The organism is Flaviflexus ciconiae, from assembly GCF_003971195.1.
GTDB classification, from domain to species: Bacteria; Actinomycetota; Actinomycetes; order Actinomycetales; family Actinomycetaceae; genus Flaviflexus; species Flaviflexus ciconiae.
Window position 1 is genome coordinate 2,540,498 of record NZ_CP034593.1, and the last position, 20,513, is coordinate 2,561,010.

General features: G+C 56.3%; 18 protein-coding genes and 3 pseudogenes. 14 read left to right on the forward strand and 7 right to left on the reverse strand.

Going from position 1 to position 20,513, the window contains the following annotated elements:
* The first annotated feature begins 236 nt into the window (after positions 1 to 236).
* Entirely contained in the window at positions 237 to 1,139 is a 903-nt protein-coding gene (locus EJ997_RS11340) for a cyclase family protein (RefSeq protein ID WP_126704649.1), read from the forward strand.
* A 153-nt stretch (positions 1,140 to 1,292) separates the two neighbouring features.
* Here the strand turns inward: EJ997_RS11340 and EJ997_RS11345 are convergent, their stop codons facing one another.
* Complete coding sequence (locus EJ997_RS11345) at positions 1,293 to 2,063, reverse strand: FadR/GntR family transcriptional regulator (protein WP_126704650.1); 771 nt, start codon at positions 2,061 to 2,063, stop codon at positions 1,293 to 1,295.
* 178 nt (positions 2,064 to 2,241) lie between these two features.
* On the opposite strand from EJ997_RS11345, the gene EJ997_RS11350 reads away from it, so the two are divergent.
* The 3 genes from EJ997_RS11350 to EJ997_RS11360 all read left to right on the forward strand — a co-directional run bounded on the left by EJ997_RS11350 (position 2,242) and on the right by EJ997_RS11360 (position 5,232).
* Positions 2,242 to 3,237: a zinc-dependent alcohol dehydrogenase gene (locus tag EJ997_RS11350; RefSeq protein WP_126704651.1), complete on the forward strand. Its 996-nt coding sequence runs from the start codon at positions 2,242 to 2,244 to the stop codon at positions 3,235 to 3,237.
* A gap of 113 nt (positions 3,238 to 3,350) precedes the next feature.
* Positions 3,351 to 4,598 carry a 3-oxo-tetronate kinase gene (gene otnK / locus EJ997_RS11355; protein WP_126705055.1) on the forward strand — a complete coding sequence of 416 codons (1,248 nt, stop codon included), beginning with the start codon at positions 3,351 to 3,353 and terminating at the stop codon, positions 4,596 to 4,598.
* A complete protein-coding gene (locus EJ997_RS11360) occupies positions 4,591 to 5,232 on the forward strand; it encodes a class II aldolase/adducin family protein (RefSeq protein ID WP_126704652.1) in 642 nt (213 codons plus the stop codon). The genes otnK and EJ997_RS11360 overlap by 8 nt, the downstream gene beginning before the upstream one ends.
* 132 nt (positions 5,233 to 5,364) lie before the next feature.
* Here EJ997_RS11360 and EJ997_RS11365 read toward each other — a convergent pair whose 3' ends face one another.
* The 4 genes and pseudogenes from EJ997_RS11365 to EJ997_RS11380 form a co-directional block, all read right to left on the reverse strand.
* Positions 5,365 to 6,381: a nucleoside transporter C-terminal domain-containing protein gene (locus EJ997_RS11365; RefSeq protein ID WP_228201499.1), complete on the reverse strand. Its 1,017-nt coding sequence runs from the start codon at positions 6,379 to 6,381 to the stop codon at positions 5,365 to 5,367.
* A gap of 223 nt (positions 6,382 to 6,604) precedes the next feature.
* Positions 6,605 to 6,899, reverse strand: a pseudogene (locus tag EJ997_RS11370) (integrase core domain-containing protein); the annotation flags it as partial.
* 20 nt (positions 6,900 to 6,919) lie between these two features.
* Positions 6,920 to 7,993: an IS110 family RNA-guided transposase gene (locus EJ997_RS11375; RefSeq protein ID WP_126042269.1), complete on the reverse strand. Its 1,074-nt coding sequence runs from the start codon at positions 7,991 to 7,993 to the stop codon at positions 6,920 to 6,922.
* 297 nt (positions 7,994 to 8,290) lie between these two features.
* Positions 8,291 to 9,209 (reverse strand): annotated as a pseudogene (locus tag EJ997_RS11380) (IS3 family transposase); the annotation flags it as partial.
* A 490-nt stretch (positions 9,210 to 9,699) separates the two neighbouring features.
* On the opposite strand from EJ997_RS11380, the gene EJ997_RS11390 reads away from it, so the two are divergent.
* Entirely contained in the window at positions 9,700 to 10,389 is a 690-nt protein-coding gene (locus EJ997_RS11390) for an AzlC family ABC transporter permease (RefSeq protein ID WP_323052613.1), read from the forward strand.
* The gene (locus EJ997_RS11395) at positions 10,382 to 10,708 is read left to right on the forward strand and encodes a branched-chain amino acid transporter permease (protein WP_126704653.1); all 327 of its coding nucleotides are present in this window, start codon (positions 10,382 to 10,384) and stop codon (positions 10,706 to 10,708) included. The genes EJ997_RS11390 and EJ997_RS11395 overlap by 8 nt, the downstream gene beginning before the upstream one ends.
* Before the next feature lie 215 nt (positions 10,709 to 10,923).
* Here EJ997_RS11395 and EJ997_RS11400 read toward each other — a convergent pair whose 3' ends face one another.
* Complete coding sequence (locus tag EJ997_RS11400) at positions 10,924 to 11,508, reverse strand: hypothetical protein (RefSeq protein ID WP_126704654.1); 585 nt, start codon at positions 11,506 to 11,508, stop codon at positions 10,924 to 10,926.
* A 423-nt stretch (positions 11,509 to 11,931) separates the two neighbouring features.
* On the opposite strand from EJ997_RS11400, the gene EJ997_RS11405 reads away from it, so the two are divergent.
* The 3 genes from EJ997_RS11405 (at position 11,932) to EJ997_RS11415 (ending at position 15,948) form a co-directional block, all read left to right on the forward strand.
* Positions 11,932 to 13,368, forward strand: coding sequence for a four-carbon acid sugar kinase family protein (locus tag EJ997_RS11405; protein ID WP_126705057.1), 1,437 nt, complete (start codon positions 11,932 to 11,934; stop codon positions 13,366 to 13,368).
* Between the two features lie 224 nt (positions 13,369 to 13,592).
* Positions 13,593 to 14,483, forward strand: coding sequence for an NAD(P)-dependent oxidoreductase (locus EJ997_RS11410; RefSeq protein WP_126704655.1), 891 nt, complete (start codon positions 13,593 to 13,595; stop codon positions 14,481 to 14,483).
* A 64-nt stretch (positions 14,484 to 14,547) separates the two neighbouring features.
* A complete protein-coding gene (locus tag EJ997_RS11415) occupies positions 14,548 to 15,948 on the forward strand; it encodes a GntP family transporter (RefSeq protein ID WP_126704656.1) in 1,401 nt (466 codons plus the stop codon).
* A 206-nt stretch (positions 15,949 to 16,154) separates the two neighbouring features.
* On the opposite strand, the gene EJ997_RS11420 is transcribed toward EJ997_RS11415, so the two are convergent.
* Positions 16,155 to 16,724 carry a hypothetical protein gene (locus tag EJ997_RS11420; RefSeq protein ID WP_126704657.1) on the reverse strand — a complete coding sequence of 190 codons (570 nt, stop codon included), beginning with the start codon at positions 16,722 to 16,724 and terminating at the stop codon, positions 16,155 to 16,157.
* Between the two features lie 492 nt (positions 16,725 to 17,216).
* On the opposite strand from EJ997_RS11420, the gene EJ997_RS11425 reads away from it, so the two are divergent.
* From EJ997_RS11425 to EJ997_RS11450, 5 genes and pseudogenes are all read left to right on the forward strand, one after another.
* Positions 17,217 to 17,807, forward strand: coding sequence for a hypothetical protein (locus EJ997_RS11425; RefSeq protein ID WP_126704658.1), 591 nt, complete (start codon positions 17,217 to 17,219; stop codon positions 17,805 to 17,807).
* 318 nt (positions 17,808 to 18,125) lie between these two features.
* A pseudogene (locus EJ997_RS13615) lies at positions 18,126 to 19,097 on the forward strand (aldehyde dehydrogenase family protein).
* The gene (locus tag EJ997_RS13800; RefSeq protein WP_126704661.1) at positions 18,991 to 19,338 is read left to right on the forward strand and encodes an aldehyde dehydrogenase family protein; all 348 of its coding nucleotides are present in this window, start codon (positions 18,991 to 18,993) and stop codon (positions 19,336 to 19,338) included. The pseudogene EJ997_RS13615 and the gene EJ997_RS13800 overlap by 107 nt, the downstream one beginning before the upstream one ends.
* Positions 19,339 to 19,361: 23 nt before the next feature.
* The gene (locus EJ997_RS13805; RefSeq protein WP_265936819.1) at positions 19,362 to 19,535 is read left to right on the forward strand and encodes an aldehyde dehydrogenase family protein; all 174 of its coding nucleotides are present in this window, start codon (positions 19,362 to 19,364) and stop codon (positions 19,533 to 19,535) included.
* Between the two features lie 198 nt (positions 19,536 to 19,733).
* Complete coding sequence (locus tag EJ997_RS11450) at positions 19,734 to 20,189, forward strand: hypothetical protein (protein WP_126704663.1); 456 nt, start codon at positions 19,734 to 19,736, stop codon at positions 20,187 to 20,189.
* Positions 20,190 to 20,513 lie beyond the last annotated feature (324 nt).

Sequence of the window (20,513 nt, forward strand, 5' to 3'; positions counted from 1 at the left end):
ATTTCTCATGGTGCACTTTCCTGAATCGCTAGGCGCCATCACGAAATGCTCGCGCCGCTCTCTACACTTACCCAACCGACGCCCGAACCCGACGAAATAGACGCCTTAAACACCCTACGAACCGAAAGCTGTGGGCAACCAATCCGCCCTACGGATTGCATCAGATCATCGTTTTGAGAGTCCTACCAGGAATAAGCACTGGATACTTTTATCTGGAGCCTGCAACTGAGATATGTATGATGGTCATACCAGTTTTCAGTGAGGAAAATTGTTTCGACAAATCGAAAGGGACAATGATGTCATCTGGCTCTTCAATCTTGGACATTCTGCAACTTCCAAAATTAGGAAAAATCTACGATCTTGAAGGTGTTCGGGACGCTGAAATGCCGCTATGGGACGGTCACCCAGCATTCCAGGTCCTGACATATCGCACACCACAGGGTGTTAAGAATCAGGGATCAAAGCCTTTCCCGGATCCTAACGACCCTCCGATCAGTCTCATCTCCGACCTCGTCATGGGAACGACACACTCCGGTACCCATATTGACGCGCTCGGACATACCGTTACTGGTCCAGACATGCATTGGCATGTCGGCAAAGCTGAAACGGACCTGGGGGACTTCGGTCCGCTTAAGGGCTCAGCATCCGAACTGCCGATTTTCGTTACCCGAGGTGTGTTTTTTGATGTGGCAAAGAAGGTTGGCCATCCACTAAAAGGTGGTGAGCCCTTCGGCATTGACGGTTTTAAGGAAATGCTCGAAGAAGACGGCATCGAAATCCGCGAAGGTGATGTGGTTCTCTTCCGCAATGGAGCAGGAAAGTTCTGGGGTGATAAAGCAGAGTTCGGTAAGTACGACGGCGGCGGTGTCACTCTCGAAATTGCTCAGTATCTTTCCGAGAAGAAGATCCGGGCCATCGGTGGTGATACCTCAACGGTTGAGGTGCAGCCGTCTACGGTTCCAGGGAACCCCCATCCGGTTCATGAACATCTGCTAATTGAACACGGGATTCATCTTATTGAGAACATGATTCTCGAAGAGCTCTCCGAAGATGGCGTTAAAGAGTTCCTTTTCATTGGTCTCCCGCCGAAGATTAAGGGTGCGACGGGAGCAATTTTCCGTCCAATCGCGATCGCATAGTCGAGTCGGTAGCGGGGGTGTCCGGGGCGAGAGTCATGGCCGCCCCCGTTTTATTCTCGAAACTGCCATGCTGATAGTCGCAAAGCCTCCCTTCGAAACCTGAAAACTAATGGCCGGGTAGGCAGGTCGTGGCTGGCCGAATTCTCTTCGTGATCAGGGAGTGGAATCTTCGTTAGTCTGCAAGTGAGGGAACCTCTTGTTGACCATTTCGGGATGCTTGTCCCAGGTCTCCTTTACCTCAATCAGGTGATCGGCCATGGCCACTCGGGTCGCTTCCTCGTTGCTGTCAGCAATGCCACGTGCAATCCGGCGGTGGGCCTCGGTGACAATGCTGATTCGTGAAGGATCCATCGAGAAGGTGGCAACCCGCGTTTCCATAAGTGCCCCTTCGAGGGCGCCGAAGATGACGTCGAAGAACTCGTTTTGGGACGCTTGGGCGATCGTGCGATGAAAGTCGAAATCGAGACGGGAGGCATGGACAAGATCGTTGCCGGAGATCTCCAGCTCATCGCACAGATAGAAAAGTTCCTTAGTGAGCTCAGGTGTTGTGTGGTGCGACGTGAGTCCACCGACGCTGACTTCGAGAGCCAGGCGCACCTCGTGAAGCTGCTCGTAGCGTAGAGAAGTACCGCTTCTCATGAAGAGTCGCATCACTTCTGCGACATCGCCGATGTTCGTGCGACCGACAACTAGCCCGGAACCAGGCACGCTCTGAATAAGACCCTTAGTTGATAGGACTTTGACGGCCTCGCGAATCACGGTACGCGAAACACCATAAATCGTGCACAGCTCACGCTCCGACGGCAGGGGAGTTCCCGGTGCTAGATGTTTATCGAGGATCCTTCGGTGAAGGTCCTCAACCACCTGTTGCGAGAGGGAAATCGGACGAATGATCCGAGAGGAGTCTCCGAACCCTGCGTTCATAGTTTCGCTCCCTTGTTGTTGTTATGCCCCTGAATCATATGCCAATTGAAATAGAAGCAACCTGATCGACGCTGGAGATGCAATAATTCTTTGACTGAACCGGTATGACCGGATAATGTTCAAATAGGTGACCCGGTTAGTATCCGGGTATCCCTCAATCGCTCCAAGGAAGGTGCACATGAGAGGAATCAGATTCGAGACCGATGGTCTCGCACACGTTGTTGAGCTGGAAAAGCCAAGCCCCGGGGTAGACCATGTTGTCATCCGAGTAACTTCGACAGGTGTTTGCGGATCCGATCTGTCTGCGCTGTCGGGGCATCACCTCTTCCGCATTCCTCCCTTAATCTCCGGACATGAAGCTGGCGGCATTATCGAGTCGATTGGTGAGGGCGTCGAGGGCTATGCGGTAGGCGATAGAGTTGTTGTAGATCCACAGCGGCCCTGCGGATCATGCGAGTTCTGCGATACCGGGAGCTATCACCTCTGCCCGAAGAAACTCATGCTTGGAGTGGCGGAATGGGATGGATCTTTCGCCGATTTCGTAGAAATACCTGCTTACACGCTAATTCCGGCACCAAGCTCTATTGGAGACGAGTACCTTGCGCTCGCGGAACCAATTGCTGTCGCGGCACATGCTGTTAGTCAGCTAAGGGGACGTAGGTACAAGACGGCTCTTGTGCTTGGCGGTGGAACTATTGGTTCTCTCATCACGCGAGTTCTGTCTGATGATGGGGCATATGTGACGGTCAGTGAACCTCGTGAGTTCCTACGCGAAAAGCTGGTTGCGATGGGTGCTGCTGACGTTGTCGGCCCGGACGAAATCCCAGATTCCGCTAAATTTGATGCGGTCTTTATCGTTGCTGGCATTGCTGAACTTGTTGAGGTCGCATTTGCTCACCTCAAGCCGGGGGGTGCTGTCGTTCAGGTAGCTGTGTTCAACAGCGAGGTTCCAGTTCATGTTGGCAAGCTTCAGGTAGGGGAACAGGCACTGCTGGGTACGGCCATGTACCAGAAACAGGACTTCACGCGGGCGCTCGAGCTCCTTGCAAAGTATCCTGACATTCCCGGCATCCTCGTCTCAAAGATCACGGGCTTGGAAGAAGGAGCTGAAATTATTACGGAGATGGCAAAGAACGGTCCGGGCGACATTCTGAAGCTCATCCTCGTCCCCTGATCTACTCGGTGGGCCGGTCTAGGCCACAAGACCAGTCCGCGGAGTTTCTAATGCTTGCTCACTACGGAGCTACTTGTAGCCACAAAGAAGACGAAGAATGAGAGTGTGTGATTGTGCGCGGAGCCCTTGCGGATGACTTCACTGGAGCCACTGATCTTGCTGGGAATTGGCGGGCTAGGGGCCTGCGGACGGCGGTTGCCCTGACAATCCCGAGTCGAGATCAGTTCGCTGAACTTGCTGGCTATGACGCTGTTGTTATTGCGCAGAAGATCCGTTCGGTTGATCAAGCGAAAGCGCGGGCCGTTGCGGTGCGTGCGGGTCAGGCACTTATGGATCTTGGCTGTACGCAAATTTATGATAAGTACTGTTCTACCTTCGATTCGACACCGGAGGGCAATATTGGACCGATTGCGGAAGAGCTCATGAACCTCACGGGAGCGAGCCGCGCAATTGTTGTGCCTTCGTTCCCAGATGCTGGAAGGACCGTCTACTCGGGCCACCTTTTTGTCTTGGGTGAGCCTCTCGATGAATCTCCGATGAAGGATCACCCACTTAATCCGATGCGGGACTCTTCGGTTGTGCGGCTAATGCAGGCCCAGACTGAGAGACCGGTTGGGCATGTTTCGCATTCCGTTGTGCAACAAGGCCCGGAGGCCCTCCGTAAGGAGCTGGACAGGCTTGATCCCACCTACGATTTTATTGTTGTAGATGCCATTGACAATGAAGACCTTAAAGTCATCGCCGTAGCGACGTCATCCGATTCTCTTGTGACCGGGGGATCTGGAATCGCGCTTGGCCTCCCACACGTGGATAGAAACCTTGGTCAGGTTAAGCAAGTTCCAGGCAAGCGACTCATTTTGTCGGGATCGGCCTCGAGCATGACGCGGAGACAGGTCCAATCAGCAAAGAAGCACTTACCCAGCCGCAAGGTGGCTCCGGGCGCTCTCGTAGGAGACTTCGATGCCACAGTTGGGGATTGTGTCTCCTGGGTCCAATCCCAGTGGGAACTAAACCCCGATATTTCTCCTCTTGTCTATTCAGTAGAGAACGACGAAGATTTGCGTGAGTCCACCAAATATGGAGATCAGGTATCTGCTCTCTTGGAGGAGTTCTTTGGGAATGTCGCGCAATCGCTTTCTGATGTTGGTGCTACTCAGTTCATCATTGCCGGAGGAGAAACCTCCGGCGCAGTCTGTCAGAGTCTTGGCGTCCAACTCCTCGAGCTCGGGAGGCAACTTGCCCCCGGGGTGTCTTGGCTACTTTCAAAGGCGGAGAACCAGCAGTTCAACATGGTTCTGAAATCAGGGAACTTTGGTGGAGAGAACCTCTTCACCGCCGCTTGGGAGGAACTCAATGACTGATCTTGTCGACGACATGCTTGAAACCGCGCAACGCTTGGCGGCCCTAGGGCTGTCTCCTGGTTCGACAGGAAACATTTCGTGCCGTGTCGGCGACGATATTTTTCTCTCCGCGTCAGGCACATCGTTCGCGACACTATCGCGGGATGATGTTGTGAAGATCCGTGACGGTCACATGACTGGTCCTAAGCCGACCAAGGAAATTGGCCTCCACCTTGAGGTGTACAAGAGAAATCTTGAGGCTACCGCGGTTATCCATCTTCATTCGCCGGCGGCTGCCGCAGCATCATGCCTTGAACCATGGCGGCCCTACAGTGCTCTTCCTCCCCTTACACCTTATGTGCTCATGAGAGTTGGTAACCTTCCTCTCGTTCCTTACAGTCACCCGGGCAGCGAGGAACTCGTAGAGGGACTTCGCGCAGTCGAGTATCCGTATGATGCTGTCCTGCTCGCGAACCATGGGCTCATTGCCTCGGGAGGCCTTAAACAAGCAGAAGAAGCCAGCATTGAGATCGAAGCATCCTGCCGCACTCATCTTCAGCTTGTCGGTATGAAGCCCAACTACCTAACCGATCAGCAATGTGAAGAACTCACACGAAAGAACGGTCGTCCCTGGGGAGCGCAAGATTATCGGTAGGTTTCTGGTGTCCGGCTGCCCCGATTTATCAGTTCCCAATGTGCATAATGCCGGGTTCTGATCTGGGTGTCGTGATCAGAACCCGGCATTGAGATAGTTACCGGCAGTGTTGTTTTTGCAAAGTGTCGACTTTTACCAGACGAAGACTCCGATGATGCAGGCGGACAGTAGGGATACGAGGACACCGGAGAGAAGCATGCGGGCCACATTCTTCAATACGAGTTCGCTACGCTCACCGTCGACGACTCCCTTGAATGTTCCAATGATCATTCCGGCGGTGGAAATGTTGGCGAAGGACGTAAGGAAGACCGTGAGGACTGCCTGGTAGTGCGGTGCGTACGAGGAGATTTCACCTGCGACCTGGCCCATGACAACGAACTCGTTGGTGACGAGTTTGAGTCCCATGAGTTGGGACATGTCGGTTGCTGTCGCCGGTTCAAGTCCTAGGAGCAGGGCGGGAACATAGAGGAATATGCCCAGGGTTGCCTGTAGCGAGAGGTCAGGTGAAATGAATCCGAGGAGGTCATTGATCAGGGCAGCGAGTGCAACGAAAGCAACGACGTTGGCGAGAACAATGAGGATCACCCGGCCGGCGCTAAGGATTGAGTCACCACGGAACGAGAAGAAGGGTTCCTTCTTGGGAACGTCTGGATCACGGGTGATGATCTTGCGGTAGCGGGGGAGCGCCTCGTGTTCGGCCTTTGCCTTGGCGTGTTCAGCTGTTGCGAGAACTTTCTCTTGTTCGAGAACTGCTTCTTCCTCAATTCCGCCGCGTCCTACCGTGACGATGACATCTTCTTCCTTGGTGACTTCGACGGGGAAGAGCATGCTCGCGACGAGGAGTGCGTTGATGCAGTTAAGAGGAATAGCGGAGAGGACGAACTCTCCGGGGACGAGTTGCGTATAGGCGCCGATGAGAGCGGCGGAGACACTGCTGATCGCCATGATTCCAATGGTGACGTTACGTGCGGGCTTCATGTGGAGAAGCTGGTGCTTAGAAACAGCGATGGCCTCGGTGTTACCGAGGAACAACATTTCTACCGCGAAGAAAGTTTCAAAACGCGGTTGCCGGGTGACAAAGCTGAGGGCCCGCCCAACCCATTTCATAATCCAGGGGAGGAGCCCGATGTAGTTGAGAATGTCGAACATCGGGACGATGAAAAGGATTGAGAGAAGGGTGCTGACAACGAAGATGACCGGTTCTGGATCAATACGGCGGCGCCAACCCAGTTACCGAATACGAAGTTGATTCCTTGGAATGAGACCCCGACGAGCCACGAGAATGCGTCGGCTACTCCTCGTACTAGTGCCTGGCCAACGGAGAAGCTGGTGAGGAACCTGAAGCGTCCTGGGTTTAGTTCCGCTTCTTTTACTACCCCGTATTGACGGGCTGGGTGAGATGGTACTTGATTTCTACTTCCTGTGGGGTGGCGTAGTCCAATGCTTCGTGAAGGCGCTTGGTGTTCGACCAATGCACCCACCGCAAGGTCGCCAACTCAACTTCCCCCACTGACGTCCACGGGCCTTGGGGGTAGATGAGTTCAGTTTTGTAGAGTCCATTGACCGTCTCCGCCAATGCGTTGTCATAGGAGTCGCCGACTGTTCCCCTTACTCGGGCGAATTCCAGACTCAGCTAAAGCCGTAGAATATTTCAACGACACGTACTGCCCGGACGCCCTTCTAAGTGTCAAGCAGCAATCTGCGTCTGATTGATTACCTGGGTTCTGGTTTTGAGCGCGTAGAACATTTCCCGTGCGAGGTATCGTTTCACGCACCTGAGGGCTTCCATTTTGGAGTGCCCTTCGGAGAGTTTCTTCGCCACATAGTCCTGGGTTCTCGGGTCGGTTCTGAGTCTGCCGATCGCGATGATGTGCAGGGCAGAGTTGGCTTGCCGGTCACCACCCCTGTTGAGCCGGTGACGGTGTGTTTTGCCTGATGATGCCGGGATCGGGCTCGCCCCACACAATGCTGCGAACGCGGCTTCTGAAGTCAGCCGGTCGGGGTTGTCTCCCGCAGTGATCAGCAGCTGAGCTGCAGACTCATAGCCGACCGCTGGTTTTTTGATGAGGTCTGGGGCGAGATGATCAACAATGTTTTTGATCATGACATCAAGATCAGCGATCTCATCAGTGAGTTCCAGGTACCTACGTGCAAGGGATTTCAAAGCGATCTTGTACGCGCCAGTGACATCGCGATACTTCGTGAGATCTGGTCGCCATGCGGCTAGGGTGCGGATGAGTTTCATGCGAGTCAGGGTGCGCAGCTGGTCACGGAGTTCGTCTGGTGCTGACACGATGTTCATGCGGATCATCTGTAACGCGACTCGTCTGGCAGCGACCGCAGTTTTACGGGACACTTTCAACACCCGTAGGGATTCAACCAGCCCGTCACGGGTTTTCGGGGTCACGGCACGCACCCGGGCATAGGCTGCGTGAGCAGCATTCTCTGCATCGAGGGTGTCGTCTTTGCCTTTGCGCCTTCGGAGGGCTTGGTCGGGGCCGGTGACTTCGAGTACTTCGATATCTTGTGCGTGGAGGTAGCGCAACAGGCCCGCCCCATAGGTGCCGGTGCATTCCACCCCGATCCTGGCGATCTGTCCGAAGGAGCGTAACCAGTGCACGAGCAGCTTGTACCCATGCCTGGTCGTAGGAAAGAATTCGGTTGCGAGTACCCGGTCGTGCTGATCAACCACCGCAGCAACATGCAGGTCTTTGTGGGTGTCTACGCCGCCAACGACAGTGATGAAAGGTTGTGAGGTCATGAGGTTTCTCCAATCGATGTGCATTGTTTGTGGTGCTTTCGTATCGACCGGTAACCTGGACAAGACAGTAAAGAGAAAAGGTGTTCAGGCCCTTCTTGAGTCACATGATCACGGCGAGGCGAAAGCCTCGCCGTGAGTGTTCTCGAATGGTCGACAGGTCCGGGGAAAGACACGCTGGTCGATCAGAGTGTGAGTCAGAACCTTTCGGGATCACTCACGGCACCTGACCGACTGTTCAGGGGTCGATCGCTGTGTGGGTCAAACCATTCGAGAAGATCAGGCACTTCTATTCTTACTGTCACTATGGTGAATCAACTGGTTGCCATGGATTCTTCCAGCAGTGGTTAAAGGGTGCTCTAAAGCCTCCATCGGCAGCGCATCAGTGCGCAGCGTAGAGCACGTGGCAACACCAACAATTTTCCGATTGAAGACATCAACTACAAATGCGGTGTAGGCGAATCCCGACGAAGTGCGAACATAGGTAATATCGGCAACCCAAAGCCTGCCCGGTGCGTGCGCACGAAGGTTTCGCTGCACCAGGTCCGGGCGACAAGCAGGTGTCTTTGGGCTTACCGTTGTTACCGGGTGTCGTCCACGTCTGCGGCCGGAAACACCTGCTAGCTTCATCAACCGGGCAGTCTTATCGCGGCCAATATGAAAGCCGTCGCGGTTCATAGCGTGCCACATTTTTCGAATACCGTAGACCGAAAAATTCTCCGTATGTACACGCCGAATCTCTGGAATGAGCAGGCTATCGCTTAACGCTCTCGCACTTGGGATACGTTGAGAGGGTTTCCGGTGGCCGCGTGAGGTGATAAATCCACGATCTGCTTGTCGAGGGACGCGGCAGATGGCCTCGACCCCAAACTGATCTTTATACGCGTCGATATAGGAGATCATTTGGTCGTGGGTCGGTCGAGTTCCGCTGCGAAAAAAGCCGAAGCAGTTGTGAGAATCCCGTTTGCTCGTTTCAGTTCACGGTTCTCTCGGCGCAGACGCTTGAGCTCTTCTTCCATTGTTTCGCTATCCGGCGTTGTGCGGCCATCTCGTGTGGAGGCACTGTCGCGGTACCACGCCCGCAATGTATGGCGTGATACGCCGAGGAGCTCGCCACCTGTTCATAGGCGCGCTGTAGTGAGCAGGACTCCAAGCGGACCATTTCAATGATCTGATGGACCGCCTTCTCCTTAAACTCGACGGAATACTTTCTGGGTATAGTGCCTAATCCTTCTTTACCTGAGGTAGGAACTAAACCCAGGACGCTTCAATTACTCTCAACCCGGGTGGGTCCCTCGATCAGGAATTCATCGAAGATCTCGTTACCGAGTCCTACCTGCTTGTCATCGAAAAGAGCCTGCCCAGGGCAAAGTGGCCGGTTGATCCATTTACCTATGGGCAGGACCCAAAGAAGTAATCCCGCCTGAGATGCAGACTCTTAGTCTGAAACGCTGACTCTGCCGGGTGCAGACCTCGTTCCTGATTCTGATGCGCCCAAGTTCTTACTTGCCCGAGTTCTTCTGTGCCCGAGTTCGGATGTGCCTCCAGGCGGGTTAGGACTGTACCTGCATTTTCGGATAGGCCTGGACCTCTGCTCTCGGAGAGACGGTCGGGCTGGTCCGCAATATTTCCATTACGCGGGACGGTGGCTGAGCTTCGGCCTTGTCTGAGAGAGTAAGTGAGAGCATGACTCGGTGGAAGAAGTGGCAGTGTCTCGAAGAAGCGAAGTTCGCGAAGGTATACGGATCTCGTTACCGGCGGGGCTCGGAATGTTCCCCCTTGGTCTTGCCTTCGGACTGCTCGTTATTCAGGCCGGGCTGGAATGGTGGGTGGCTCCCGCGCTCTCAATTGCCGTCTATGCTGGGTCGCTCGAGTTCCTGCTCGTTAGCCTCATTGTCGTCTCGGCACCGCTTTTGACGGTGGCTGTCACGACTCTTCTCGTAAACTTTCGGCACGTGTTCTACGCCTTCACGTTCCCACTCAAGGTTGTCAGGAACCCGATTGCCAAGCTCTACTCCGCCTATTCGCTAACCGATGAGGCTTTCGCGATCACGGCAGCAAAGCCTGATGGCTGGACGGCATGGCGTCTGGTCTCTATGCAGATTGCCCTGCAGATCTACTGGGTCGGCGGCGGGCTTGCCGGTGTCCTTATCGGATCCCTCCTCCCCGCGGGGATAGAAGGCCTGGACTTTGCTCTGTGCGCCCTATTTATCACCCTGACTCTCGACGCAAGCAGGACGAAGAAGGAAGTTCCCTCACTTCTCTTAGCTGCATCCTGCTACGCGTTTGCTGCCGTGGCATTTCCGCAGGCTGCAATGTTCGCCGGCCTCCTGCTCTTCGTTGCCGTCCTGATCATCCGATATGTCATTGAGCGAGCAAGGGGGAAAGCAAATGCCTGAGCTCTCCTACCTCATTGCTGTTCTCGCCATTTGTTTCGTTATCGACTTTGCCCTGCGTGGTGTTCCGTTCCTTGTTCTGGAGCCGCTTCGTGAATCAGACTTTGTGGGTCGCATGGCGGGGTGGATGCCTGCCGGCATTCTCGCCATCCTTGCGGTCGCCACGGTCCAGTCAGCATCGGAGGGCGGCGGATCACGCCTTGCCTACGCACTGATCGCCTCCGCCATTACCGTTGCCGTTCACCTTGGCTTTGGTAGAAGAACCCTGCTGAGCGTGAGTGCCGGAACCGGGGTCTTCGTGCTGCTCGTTAACCTGGCTTGACGGCCCGTACGGCAACCCTAAATAAAACCCACCTTGCAAGGGATCCACTGATGCACTGATGCACTGAACAGTGATGGAGTCGAAGGGCTCGCTGGCGTTGAGGTTACTGCCAATCAGATGATCGACGAACCGGTTTCAAATGCGAAACTGGAGGCCAGTTTATGGCTGGGTAATGGCTTTAGTTCGTAGCCAAGTCACCGGCATCCAGCTCGCGGCTAGGCGACCGGTGCCCCCGGTTCGGCGGGAAGAATCGCGCTCAGAGTTTGCCCCATTCCGAGAACGTCTGTCAGGGTCACCTCGATTTCACCATCAACCTCGATTGGGACATCCCAGGTGACTTCCCAACCGTAGGTGACGATATCGGTGGTGCAGTTCAGCCCTGCGTTTGCAGGATCGAACGTGAGCTCGATGGTCTCACCATCGGTCCACGCCTCAGTCGGCACTGGATAGCAACCCTCGGTGCTCGACCCTCGAGTGTAGATATGGAAGGTCTCGCCAGGAACGGTCCACGTGAGAGTGACACCAGTTTCGGGGGAGGGTGGTAGCTCGGCATCGGTATCGAACTCGACCGGAGTGGTGCCTTGCTCCGGAGGCACGGTCGTCGGATTCTCGCTCGGGTCGCCAGTTGGCGACTCCGTGGGATCCTCGGTGGGTTCTTCGCTGGGATTGTCCGTCGGATCTGTCGTTGTCGGGTCCGGCGACACTTCCTCGAAGATCGTTGTTGGCTCCCCAGAGCTATCCGAGCATCCTGCAAGGGCTAGGGCTGCTAGGAGTGTTCCTGCGATGGCTGACTTCTTCATGGCGTCATTCCTCTCCGATCCGTAACCCCAATCCGGTAGGGAACGACTCGACAGCGAGTTCCCTCAGTTCACGAGATTGCAGATCAGGGTATAGATCCGGTGTCTTGGACGCTATCAAACAGAACGCCACATCGCGAGAGTAGAACCGGGGTAGACCGGCCCCGTTGCACAGGCCAACCATCCGAGAACTCATGCATTCAGTGCGGTGCTGACGCGAATCGCGGTGTCACATATGTCGCGACACATCGGCTCATCGAAGGCGCGGCTTAGTGATGGCGCATGTCTTTCTCCTGGTCGTAGATGATCTACGAAAGATTTCTCGCTGTTCAATTCGCGCAAGAATTTCCTTGCGTTCGACTCAAATGTCACCTAGACTCCCAAGTAACCTCAGAGGTCTGAGCACAAAGGAGTGTGACAATTGTGGTGAAGAAGCAACTTGGCGAGCTGGTCGCCGATTTTCCCGAGCCCGTTAGCGTCTCGGCAGATGACGTTGTAGCGGCAAGAGCGCGCGAGAACGATACGGTCGTCTACGTTGTTCTCGACGATGATCCGACCGGAACGCAGTCGGTTGCGGATCTGCCCGTACTGATGACATGGGAGAAGGACGACTTCCTGTGGGCCTTCGAAACCGGCAAGCCAGCCGTCTACGTCATGATCAACTCCCGTTCGCTGGCACCCGCCGATGCTGAGCGTGTTAACCGCGAAGCGGTGACCGCCGCGCTCGCGGCAGCGAAGCAAGCCGGGATCGAGGTAGCGTTTGTGTCCCGCTCCGACTCAACCCTGCGCGGGCACTTCCCCCTAGAACCGAACACCATCGGCGACGAGATCCAGAAGGTCACGGGTAAGCCCGTCGACGGCATCGTTATCGTTCCCGCCTTCGGGGATGCTGGGCGAATCACCGTTGGTGGCATGCACTACGCAGGGTCGGAATCCGATGGCTTCATTCCCGTAGGGGAGTCGGAGTTCGCGAAGGATGCGACGTTCGGATACGAATCCTCCTACCTGCCTGACTGGGTTGAAGAAAAGACCACTGGCGATATACCTGCCAAGGATGTCCTTGTTCTCGACCTCAACATCCTTCGCGGTGACCGCCATGCCGCCGTTGAACTTCTAACTTCCGCCAAGAACGGCACTCCCATTGCCGTCGACATTGTCTCCGAAGATGACCTGCGCCTTCTGGCCATGGCTCTTATCGAAGCTGAGAAGGCAGGATCCACGTTTATCTACCGCGTTGGCCCTCCCTTCGTTCGCGCAAGGATCGGCCAAGACGTCCACGCTCCGCTCACCGTTGACGAGATCAACGACTCTCGCGGGGACCGTGGCCTTGCCGCAGGTGGTCTCGTTATCGTTGGCTCCCACGTTGGACTGACCACCCGGCAGTTGAATGAACTACGGGAACGCAGGGCGCCTTACGAGCTGGAACTCGACGTTGCTCGCCTCATCGATCCCGAAGGGGGAGCGGACTACATCGCAGGTCTTGCCAGCGATGCTGCGGAGGCGCTGAACTCCGGCAATGTCGTTATCCGCACCTCCCGCACGCTTGTCACCGGAACGGATGCTGACTCCTCACTCGACATCTCCCGCCGCGTCTCCGCTGGTGTTGTCAGTGCTGTTCGCCAGATTCTTGCCAAGAATCCGCCCCGCTTCGTTGTCGCGAAGGGTGGCATTACCTCCTCCGACGTGGCATCAAAGGGACTCGAGATTGGCCGTGCCATCGTCGTTGGTCCGATGCTTTCCGGAATCGTCTCCCTCTGGTCCGGTCAAGATGGTCCGGCCGCAGGGATCCCCTACATCGTCTTCGCCGGCAATGTCGGAAGCGACTCCTCGCTCGCCGATGTCGTCGACAAGCTATCCGCCTAAGCACCCGCCGTGTGAATCGGTGATGATGCTGGTTCACGACCCAGATGATCGATTCTTTGCCGAACGATTCGTTTATCACCTACGTTTCGCCCGGTACCGGCCCTGCTGGATGCCAGTGATTCGTTCCTAACCAAAGTCCTGCTCGGCCAAGCGTTCTGCTGGATGCCAGGGATTCGCCCACCACCATGTGATTACTACCAATCACCCAACTCAAAGGAGAGATTATGTCCCGCAGAATTGCCGTACTCGGCCTGGGAGCCATGGGTCTGCAGATGGCGAGCTGGCTCGCCAAGTCATTCGACGTCGTCGGATATGACATTGCCGCTGAGCGCGTGGCGCTCGCGGACAAGGAGGGAGTAGCTAGCGCTACTTCCGCGAAGGAAGCAGCTGACGGAGCGGACCTCGTTCTCGTTGCCGTCCGCAACCGAGCGCAGCTCGATGAGCTTCTCTACGGGGCCGATGGCATTGCGGAGGTCATGAAGAAGGGCTCCGCCATCATCCTCACCTCCACCATTGGTATCGCACCGGTTGAGGAAGTTGCCGTGCAGCTCGCAGAACAGGGCATTGGTCTGGTCGATGCTCCCGTTTCGGGCGGTCCTGCACGTGCCGGCAAGGGTGACCTGCTCGTCACCGTCGGTGCCTACGAAACAGAGTACGAATTCGCGAAGCCCGTGCTTGACGCGATGGCTTCCACCCTTGTCTGGGTTGGTAAGGCTCCGGGCAAGGGCCAGTCCATGAAGACCGTGAATCAGCTTCTCTGCGGTATTCACATTGCTGCCGCCGGTGAGGCTCTTGCCCTTGCTGGCAAGCTCGGACTCGATCAGACCGTTGCCCTTGAGGCGCTGATGTCTGGTGCTGCCGCTTCGTTCATGCTGGGTGACCGCGGCCCGCGTGCCATCCAGGCTGACAACGGCGAAGAGGCCGAAGTGAAGTCCCGTCTCGACATTTTTGTTAAGGACATGGGAATCGTGACTGACGCTGCGAAGAGCGTTGGTATGGCGGTGCCGGTGGCTGCGGCCGCCGAGCAGGAATACCTCCTCGGTTTTGCACGCGGCCAGGCGGCCATGGATGACTCGTCCGTGATCCGCGTCGTTTCCCCGGAGGACCGCGCCTGATAGCGCCTAGATAACCGGCCAGTGATCCACTCGGTTGCTGGCCGGTAGTTTAAGGAACCCAAAAATGAGTGCTGCAACGCTTTTGGGCATCGCTATTGGTGCCATCATTGTTCTTCTCCTGCTGGTCATCAAGGTCAAGATGTCGGCCTTTGTTGCCATGCTCCTCGTCGCCTTCGGAACCGCCCTTGCCGCGGGAATCCCGGTTGAAGAGATCGTCCCCGTCCTACAAACGGGTATGGGCAATACCCTGTCCTCCGTCATGATTGTTGTTGGCCTCGGTGCCATGCTGGGCCGCCTCATTGAGGTAGCCGGTGGTGCCGATGCTCTGGCGCAAAAATTCACGCAGGTCCTCGGTGAGAAGCGGGTGATCGGTGCCGTGACGGCAGCGGCCTTTGTTCTCGGCATTCCCGTCTTCTTCGACGTTGGCTTTATCATCCTGGCCCCGATCATCTTTGGCTTTGCCCGCGTCGCCAAGATCAATCCCCTAAAGATTGGTTTGCCGGTCGGCGGCGTTCTCCTCACCGTCCACGTCGCTCTCCCGCCCCACCCCGGCCCGGTTGCCGCCGCCGGTATCACCGGAGCCGACGTGGGCATGATGCTTCTTGTTGGCCTACCGCTCTGTGCCGTCACCGGTGTTATCGGCTACTTTGCAGCGAAGGCGTTCAAGACCGATGGCATCACCCTCCTGGATTCCCCGGCAACCGCCGGTCCCGCGGCTGTCGAATCGGATGAACCCGCCGATGAGATTGTGGGGGATGGCTCGGTCATGGGAGCGGTCAAGAATCGTGTTCGGGCCATCGGCGCCGGCACGGTTATGCTCCTGATCCTCCTGCCAATCCTCCAGATCATGCTCGGCACCGTTGGCAACATGGTCCTCGAGGAGGGAACCACCGTACAGCGTTGGCTAGGTATGATCGGTTCCTCCACCATCGCTCTGCTCACCGGCGTTATCGTTGCCTACCTGGTTATCGGTAACAAGATGGGATGGTCGCTGGAAAAGCGCGGATCGATCCTCGACTCCGCTCTTCCCGATGTTGCCGTCATCGTTTTTGTGACGGGTGCCGGTGGCGTATTCGCCAACGTCCTCGTCCAGTCCGGCATCGGCAACGCCCTATCCGAGACACTGGTCGAGTTGAATATGCCGATCATCCTCGCCGCCTTCCTTATCTCGGCCGCGCTACGCGCCTCCCAGGGCTCGGCAACCGTTGCGATTCTGACATCGGCGGGCCTCATGGTCGAACCAATTGCGGCGGCGGGATACTCCGACCTGGAAACAGTGCTGGTTACCCTTGCTATCGGTTTCGGTGGCCTCGGCTTCTCCCACATCAACGACTCCGGATTCTGGATTGTCACAAAGTACCTTGGCCTGTCCGTCAAGGATGGTCTCAAGACCTGGACCGTCCTCACAACGATCTTCGGTGTCGCGGGCTTCCTGCTCACCTGGGGTGTGTTCCTTCTCGTCTAAGGACTGGGGGATACCTGCCTGGATCCCAAGGAAGTACACCTAGGGAGCAGCAAAATAAAGTCAGAAATCAGGGAACTGATTGAAGCTTGAAAACGGCCGTAGCCTCAACTCGCGGGAACAGGCGGGGCCGGGATCTTATCCGCACTCGCGGAGGCTCCCGGCCCCTCTTCCTGTCTTGGGATGTGCATGGTAGTTGAGCCCGCTTGTTACTCGGTGAATCTTGCCTCAACGACTGCCTGCTCCTCACCGAGTGAGGCTGCTTCGTTCTGGACCCTGAGTTCGAGAACCGAACCATCATCAAGATTCGTGTAGGTGATGAAGACAGAGCCAGCCCCAGCGTCGCTTGCCGTACGGTCCCAGCTTGGGCCACCTTCGTCACCCAGAGCGTCAATAACCTCGGCCGTGGCAAGCAGTTCCATGACCTCTGTGTTGCCGTTGCCCCACGCGACCACGAAAGCGTCCGCATATTCCAGGGCGTCGGTTGGCATGGTGATCTCGCCAGTGTCCGTGGTTGTCTCATCGCCCGTCTCGGTGTCAGCAGGATCGCTGGGCTCGACGGTAGGATCCTCAGGGCCGGTTGGCTGTTCGACTGGCGGCTCGGTGCTCTCCTCGGGTGGAGTGTTCTCCTCGGTTGGGATATCGGTTGATTCGGTCGTGGTTTCTGAATCGCTTGCCGTATCCGACCCGTCGCTATCCGTGCTGTCGGAGCATGCTGCGAGAGCAGCGATGAGTGCAACGGATGCGAAAAGACTGGTGTACTTGCTGGTCGACATCATGGGATTCCTCCCCTTGAAATATTTGATAGTTCAGTCCGTAGCTCGCCAGTGCGGGACTCTGGAATCAATCACGTAGAAGAAGCGATTGACTGGCTATCGTGACCCGGGCCAACGTGCTATGACTGCGGGCTCTCGTACTTGCCGGGGCGGGTGATGTTCGATCTAAGCGTCTCCGGTCACGAATGCCCGTGGGGTAATTCTTCCACTCCTCGTGCCCCGACTCGACTACGGGACGGAGTGCTCCAAGGCAGTGTTCAGACTCGAAGAATGAAGTTTCTTTTTTTTAGAAGAAAGAATTCAAAAGTTTCCGATGTAGGAAGGCAACGGGAGGTGTGTGGGTGACAAGACCTTGACGCAACACTCGGAGGGGCAGCGGAGGGGCCGAGTGCGGTGGTGAGACCTCCCCTGGGGACCATTACTCTCCTGACCATTGGTAACGCCATTTTCTGGTTGTTAGCGTCGGTCCCAACCGAGGGGTGAAGGATAGAAATCATGGTCGTGAAGAAACAGCTTGTTCTAGGTGTGGGAGCGCTTCTACTTGCTACGAGTGCCTGCTCTCTCATCCCCGGAGACGAAGATGACAAGGGTGGGGCCGGACCAAGTGAAACTTTGCCGGAAAACGAACCGAGTGAGGACCCAACCGAATCGGATCCGAGCGAGACCCCAGACAGCCAGTATGACGTCGTGGGACACCCGCTCTTCACGGTCTCGGAAGGGGCGATCGACTCTGTGGCGAAAATTGACCTGGGCTCACCGAAGCTATTCATTTCCCAGAAGGAATGGGATGACTGGTACGAGACAGAGGTGCCCGAGGATGTTCGGGAGCGCCTGGAAGATAGCGAAGGCCCAACATTCGACGACAGTGTTGCCGTAGCGAGCGCCGTCCCGATCTGCGATGAGTCGGTATCAGTTATTGATCGGGGTGACGGTGAGCTGGCTGTCGCGATTAACAACCCTGATGATGTGCAAATTGACTGCTACTGGTCGCCCATAGACTTCACGGTCTTTGAGATCTCCCTTGCAGAGATCGGCGTCGACCATCCCGAGGACGTCGTGCTCGACTCCACGTACGACAGAATCTAGCCACATGTTTACGATAGTCAACATGAAACACCGGTCTCGCCCTGGCCTGTGACGGTCTTGCAACCTGCAGAGCCAGCATTCCATGTCTGATTTGTGCGGAGTAACGGCATGTTCTCCTCCAGATGTGGAGTTATAGTGGCCCAACATGTTGACTGTGTTCGCCGTCAGTAATGAGACGGTTGTGTCACCTGGGTTACACGGACAGGCTGCCTGCAAGTCGGCTGAAGGGGAGGACGGCGGTCAAAGGTGACCGCGACTCAAACGGGCAAGCATCATGTGCTTGCTGGCTGATGATTGGTCCACAGGGAAGGGGACGCAATGGGTTACGCAACTACTAATGCTTTTACGGGTGAAGTTGAGAAGGAGTTCGACTACGCAACCGATGCGGAGGTCGACGAGGTGCTCGATACTGCGCAAGCGGCTTTCGAGGATTGGCGAATAAAGAGCTACGCAGAGCGTGCGGTCTACATGCGTAAGGCGGCTTAGCTTTTCCGGGAACGCCAGGAGGACCTTGCTGCGATCGTGACAAAGGAAATGGGGCTGCCCATTACCAATTCGATCTTCATGGCCGGTGACTTTGTGGCGGAGATGCTCGAGTATTACGCAGAGCACGCCGAGGAATTCCTCGCGCCGGAACCTGTCGATCTTGATCCTGCCAGAGGGTCAGGTGAGATGATCTACCAGCCTCTCGGCATCATCTTTGCCGTGGAGCCCTGGAACGCAACCGTTTACCAGGCCGTTCGACCGGCCTGCGGCAACCTCATGGCAGGCAACGTTGTTGTTCTTAAGCATGCGGGAATCGTTCCCCAGTCGGCCGAAGCCATCGAGCAGATCTTTACGGGCGCTGGGCTACTCAAGGGCGTGTTCACGAAGGTTCGTGCCAACTATGACCAGGTTGAGCGAATCATCGAGGACCGCCGCGTACGCGGCGTCACCATGATGGGTTCGGATGCTGCTGGCTCGATCGTTGCCAGCCAGGCAGGCAAGGCAATCGAGCCATCCGTTCTAGAACTTGGTGGTAACGATGCTCAGATCGTGTTCGAGGACGCTGATCTCGACAACATTATTGCCTGCTCGATGTTCCGGTTCATGGTGGCCGGCCAGGTCTGTGTTTCACCCAAGCGCATGTTCATCCACGAGGACATTTACGACGAATTCCTCGACAAGTTCAAGGAGCGGATCAATGCCACCAAGATCGGCGATCCCACGGACCCCCGCCACCGGCATTGGCCCACTTTCCTCGCAGGATGCTCAGAAGCATCTGAAGGAGCAGATCGCACGCGCCGTTGAGCACGGAGAAACCGCAACAGAGCTGGGTGAGCCGGTTCCGGATCACGGTTGGTTCGTACAACCGACCCTGCTCACGGATATCACCCCCGACAACCCGATCTTCCAGGAAGAGCTGTTCGGCCCCACGCCAGCGATCTACAAGTTCTCCGACGCAGATGAGGTCATTGCGCTTGCGAATGACTCGGACTTCGGTCTGGCAAGCTCTGTTTACTCCGTGGCCTTGATCGTGCTCGCCGCGTAGCCGAGAAGATCGATACCGGTCTCGTGGCCATCAACCAGCCAACCACCGCGTCGTACAAAATGTCATTCGGTGGAACGAAGCGCTCGGGCTACGGTAAGGAAATGGGAGTGCACGGAATCAGGGAGTTCACCCCGGCCAAGGTTCTCTACTACCCGCCGGAGGACCCCTCCGCCAATCCGACGGCGTCCAAGAGTTAACTCTTGGAAAGCTAGGAACTACTGGAACTCTAAGGGATCGCTCCGCAGCTTATCTCGAGTCAAAGAGCTATTCACCAACCGGGGCCTGATCAGTGCAATTGCAATGGTTGGGCCCCGGCCCACGTTGAGGGGCAGGCATGATCGCTTGCTCCATGCCGTGCCGTGGCGTTGCCGTTGTATGCGGGGTTATTCTGAAGCATGAAAAAGATCGTGCCGATCGTGGCGGTTTCGCTGCTACTTCTCTCTGCCTGCCAGAGTTCCGATCCAAACAATGGCTCGGGTGATCCGGCGGGGACTACGACAAACTCCTCGGGTGGAACCACGGCAACCTGGAGCTTAATCAGCGACGACGTCACGGCAGAGTCAACCACTTTTGATATCGGCGTCATGAGGATCGAATGCGCCAGCGGAGAGACCGGTACCGTGCTCGACCCAGTTATCGACTATGAGGATGACAGGATCCTGATCGAAGCCCGCGTCGAAACATTGGCGGATGGTGCCAACAACTGCCTGGCGAATAATGTTGTTCCACTGACGATTGAGCTCAATGAGCCAATTGGGGAACGCTCTCTGGTCGATGGTGTGTGCCATGTTCCCGGTGGTGGAATAGGCGGGGACTGCGAAGGTGATGGGGTGCGCTGGCCTATTCCTTAGTTCTCTATTGACCGGCGTGTGCGAACCGTGCTCTCCGTGATCGGCTTGACCTGGTCAAGACGTGAGAGAAGTGGCGAACGAGACCACCGTGGGATCCAGCGCGCCGTTGGTCGACAGAGGCTGTATCCCTGAAGTCAAGCTATCCGTGCAAATGCCTTCTTCGGCTACAGACTGCTTTGGGTGAGTGCACGTCACTTGACCGGCTAAGTCCGATGTAAGTGAGGATGCGCAAATGCGCGGGATTTGCACGCGCTGTTTCGCAGGTGCGGACGGCCTCTCTTGAGTCATGCAAATCGGTCAACCGATCGATGCTTTGTCCGTTTA

Coding starts and splice junctions, on each gene's coding strand:
- EJ997_RS11350 (WP_126704651.1), top strand. CDS start 2,242: ATGAGAGGAATCAGATTCGAGACCGATGGTCTCGCACACGTTGTTGAG.
- EJ997_RS11425 (WP_126704658.1), top strand. CDS start 17,217: ATGGTCGTGAAGAAACAGCTTGTTCTAGGTGTGGGAGCGCTTCTACTT.
- EJ997_RS11365 (WP_228201499.1), bottom strand. CDS start 6,381: ATGTTCGACATTCTCAACTACATCGGGCTCCTCCCCTGGATTATGAAA.
- EJ997_RS11450 (WP_126704663.1), top strand. CDS start 19,734: ATGAAAAAGATCGTGCCGATCGTGGCGGTTTCGCTGCTACTTCTCTCT.
- EJ997_RS11420 (WP_126704657.1), bottom strand. CDS start 16,724: ATGATGTCGACCAGCAAGTACACCAGTCTTTTCGCATCCGTTGCACTC.
- EJ997_RS11375 (WP_126042269.1), bottom strand. CDS start 7,993: ATGACCTCACAACCTTTCATCACTGTCGTTGGCGGCGTAGACACCCAC.
- EJ997_RS11415 (WP_126704656.1), top strand. CDS start 14,548: ATGAGTGCTGCAACGCTTTTGGGCATCGCTATTGGTGCCATCATTGTT.
- EJ997_RS11400 (WP_126704654.1), bottom strand. CDS start 11,508: ATGAAGAAGTCAGCCATCGCAGGAACACTCCTAGCAGCCCTAGCCCTT.
- EJ997_RS11340 (WP_126704649.1), top strand. CDS start 237: ATGATGGTCATACCAGTTTTCAGTGAGGAAAATTGTTTCGACAAATCG.
- EJ997_RS11395 (WP_126704653.1), top strand. CDS start 10,382: ATGCCTGAGCTCTCCTACCTCATTGCTGTTCTCGCCATTTGTTTCGTT.
- EJ997_RS11345 (WP_126704650.1), bottom strand. CDS start 2,063: ATGAACGCAGGGTTCGGAGACTCCTCTCGGATCATTCGTCCGATTTCC.
- EJ997_RS11410 (WP_126704655.1), top strand. CDS start 13,593: ATGTCCCGCAGAATTGCCGTACTCGGCCTGGGAGCCATGGGTCTGCAG.
- EJ997_RS11360 (WP_126704652.1), top strand. CDS start 4,591: ATGACTGATCTTGTCGACGACATGCTTGAAACCGCGCAACGCTTGGCG.
- EJ997_RS13800 (WP_126704661.1), top strand. CDS start 18,991: ATGCCACCAAGATCGGCGATCCCACGGACCCCCGCCACCGGCATTGGC.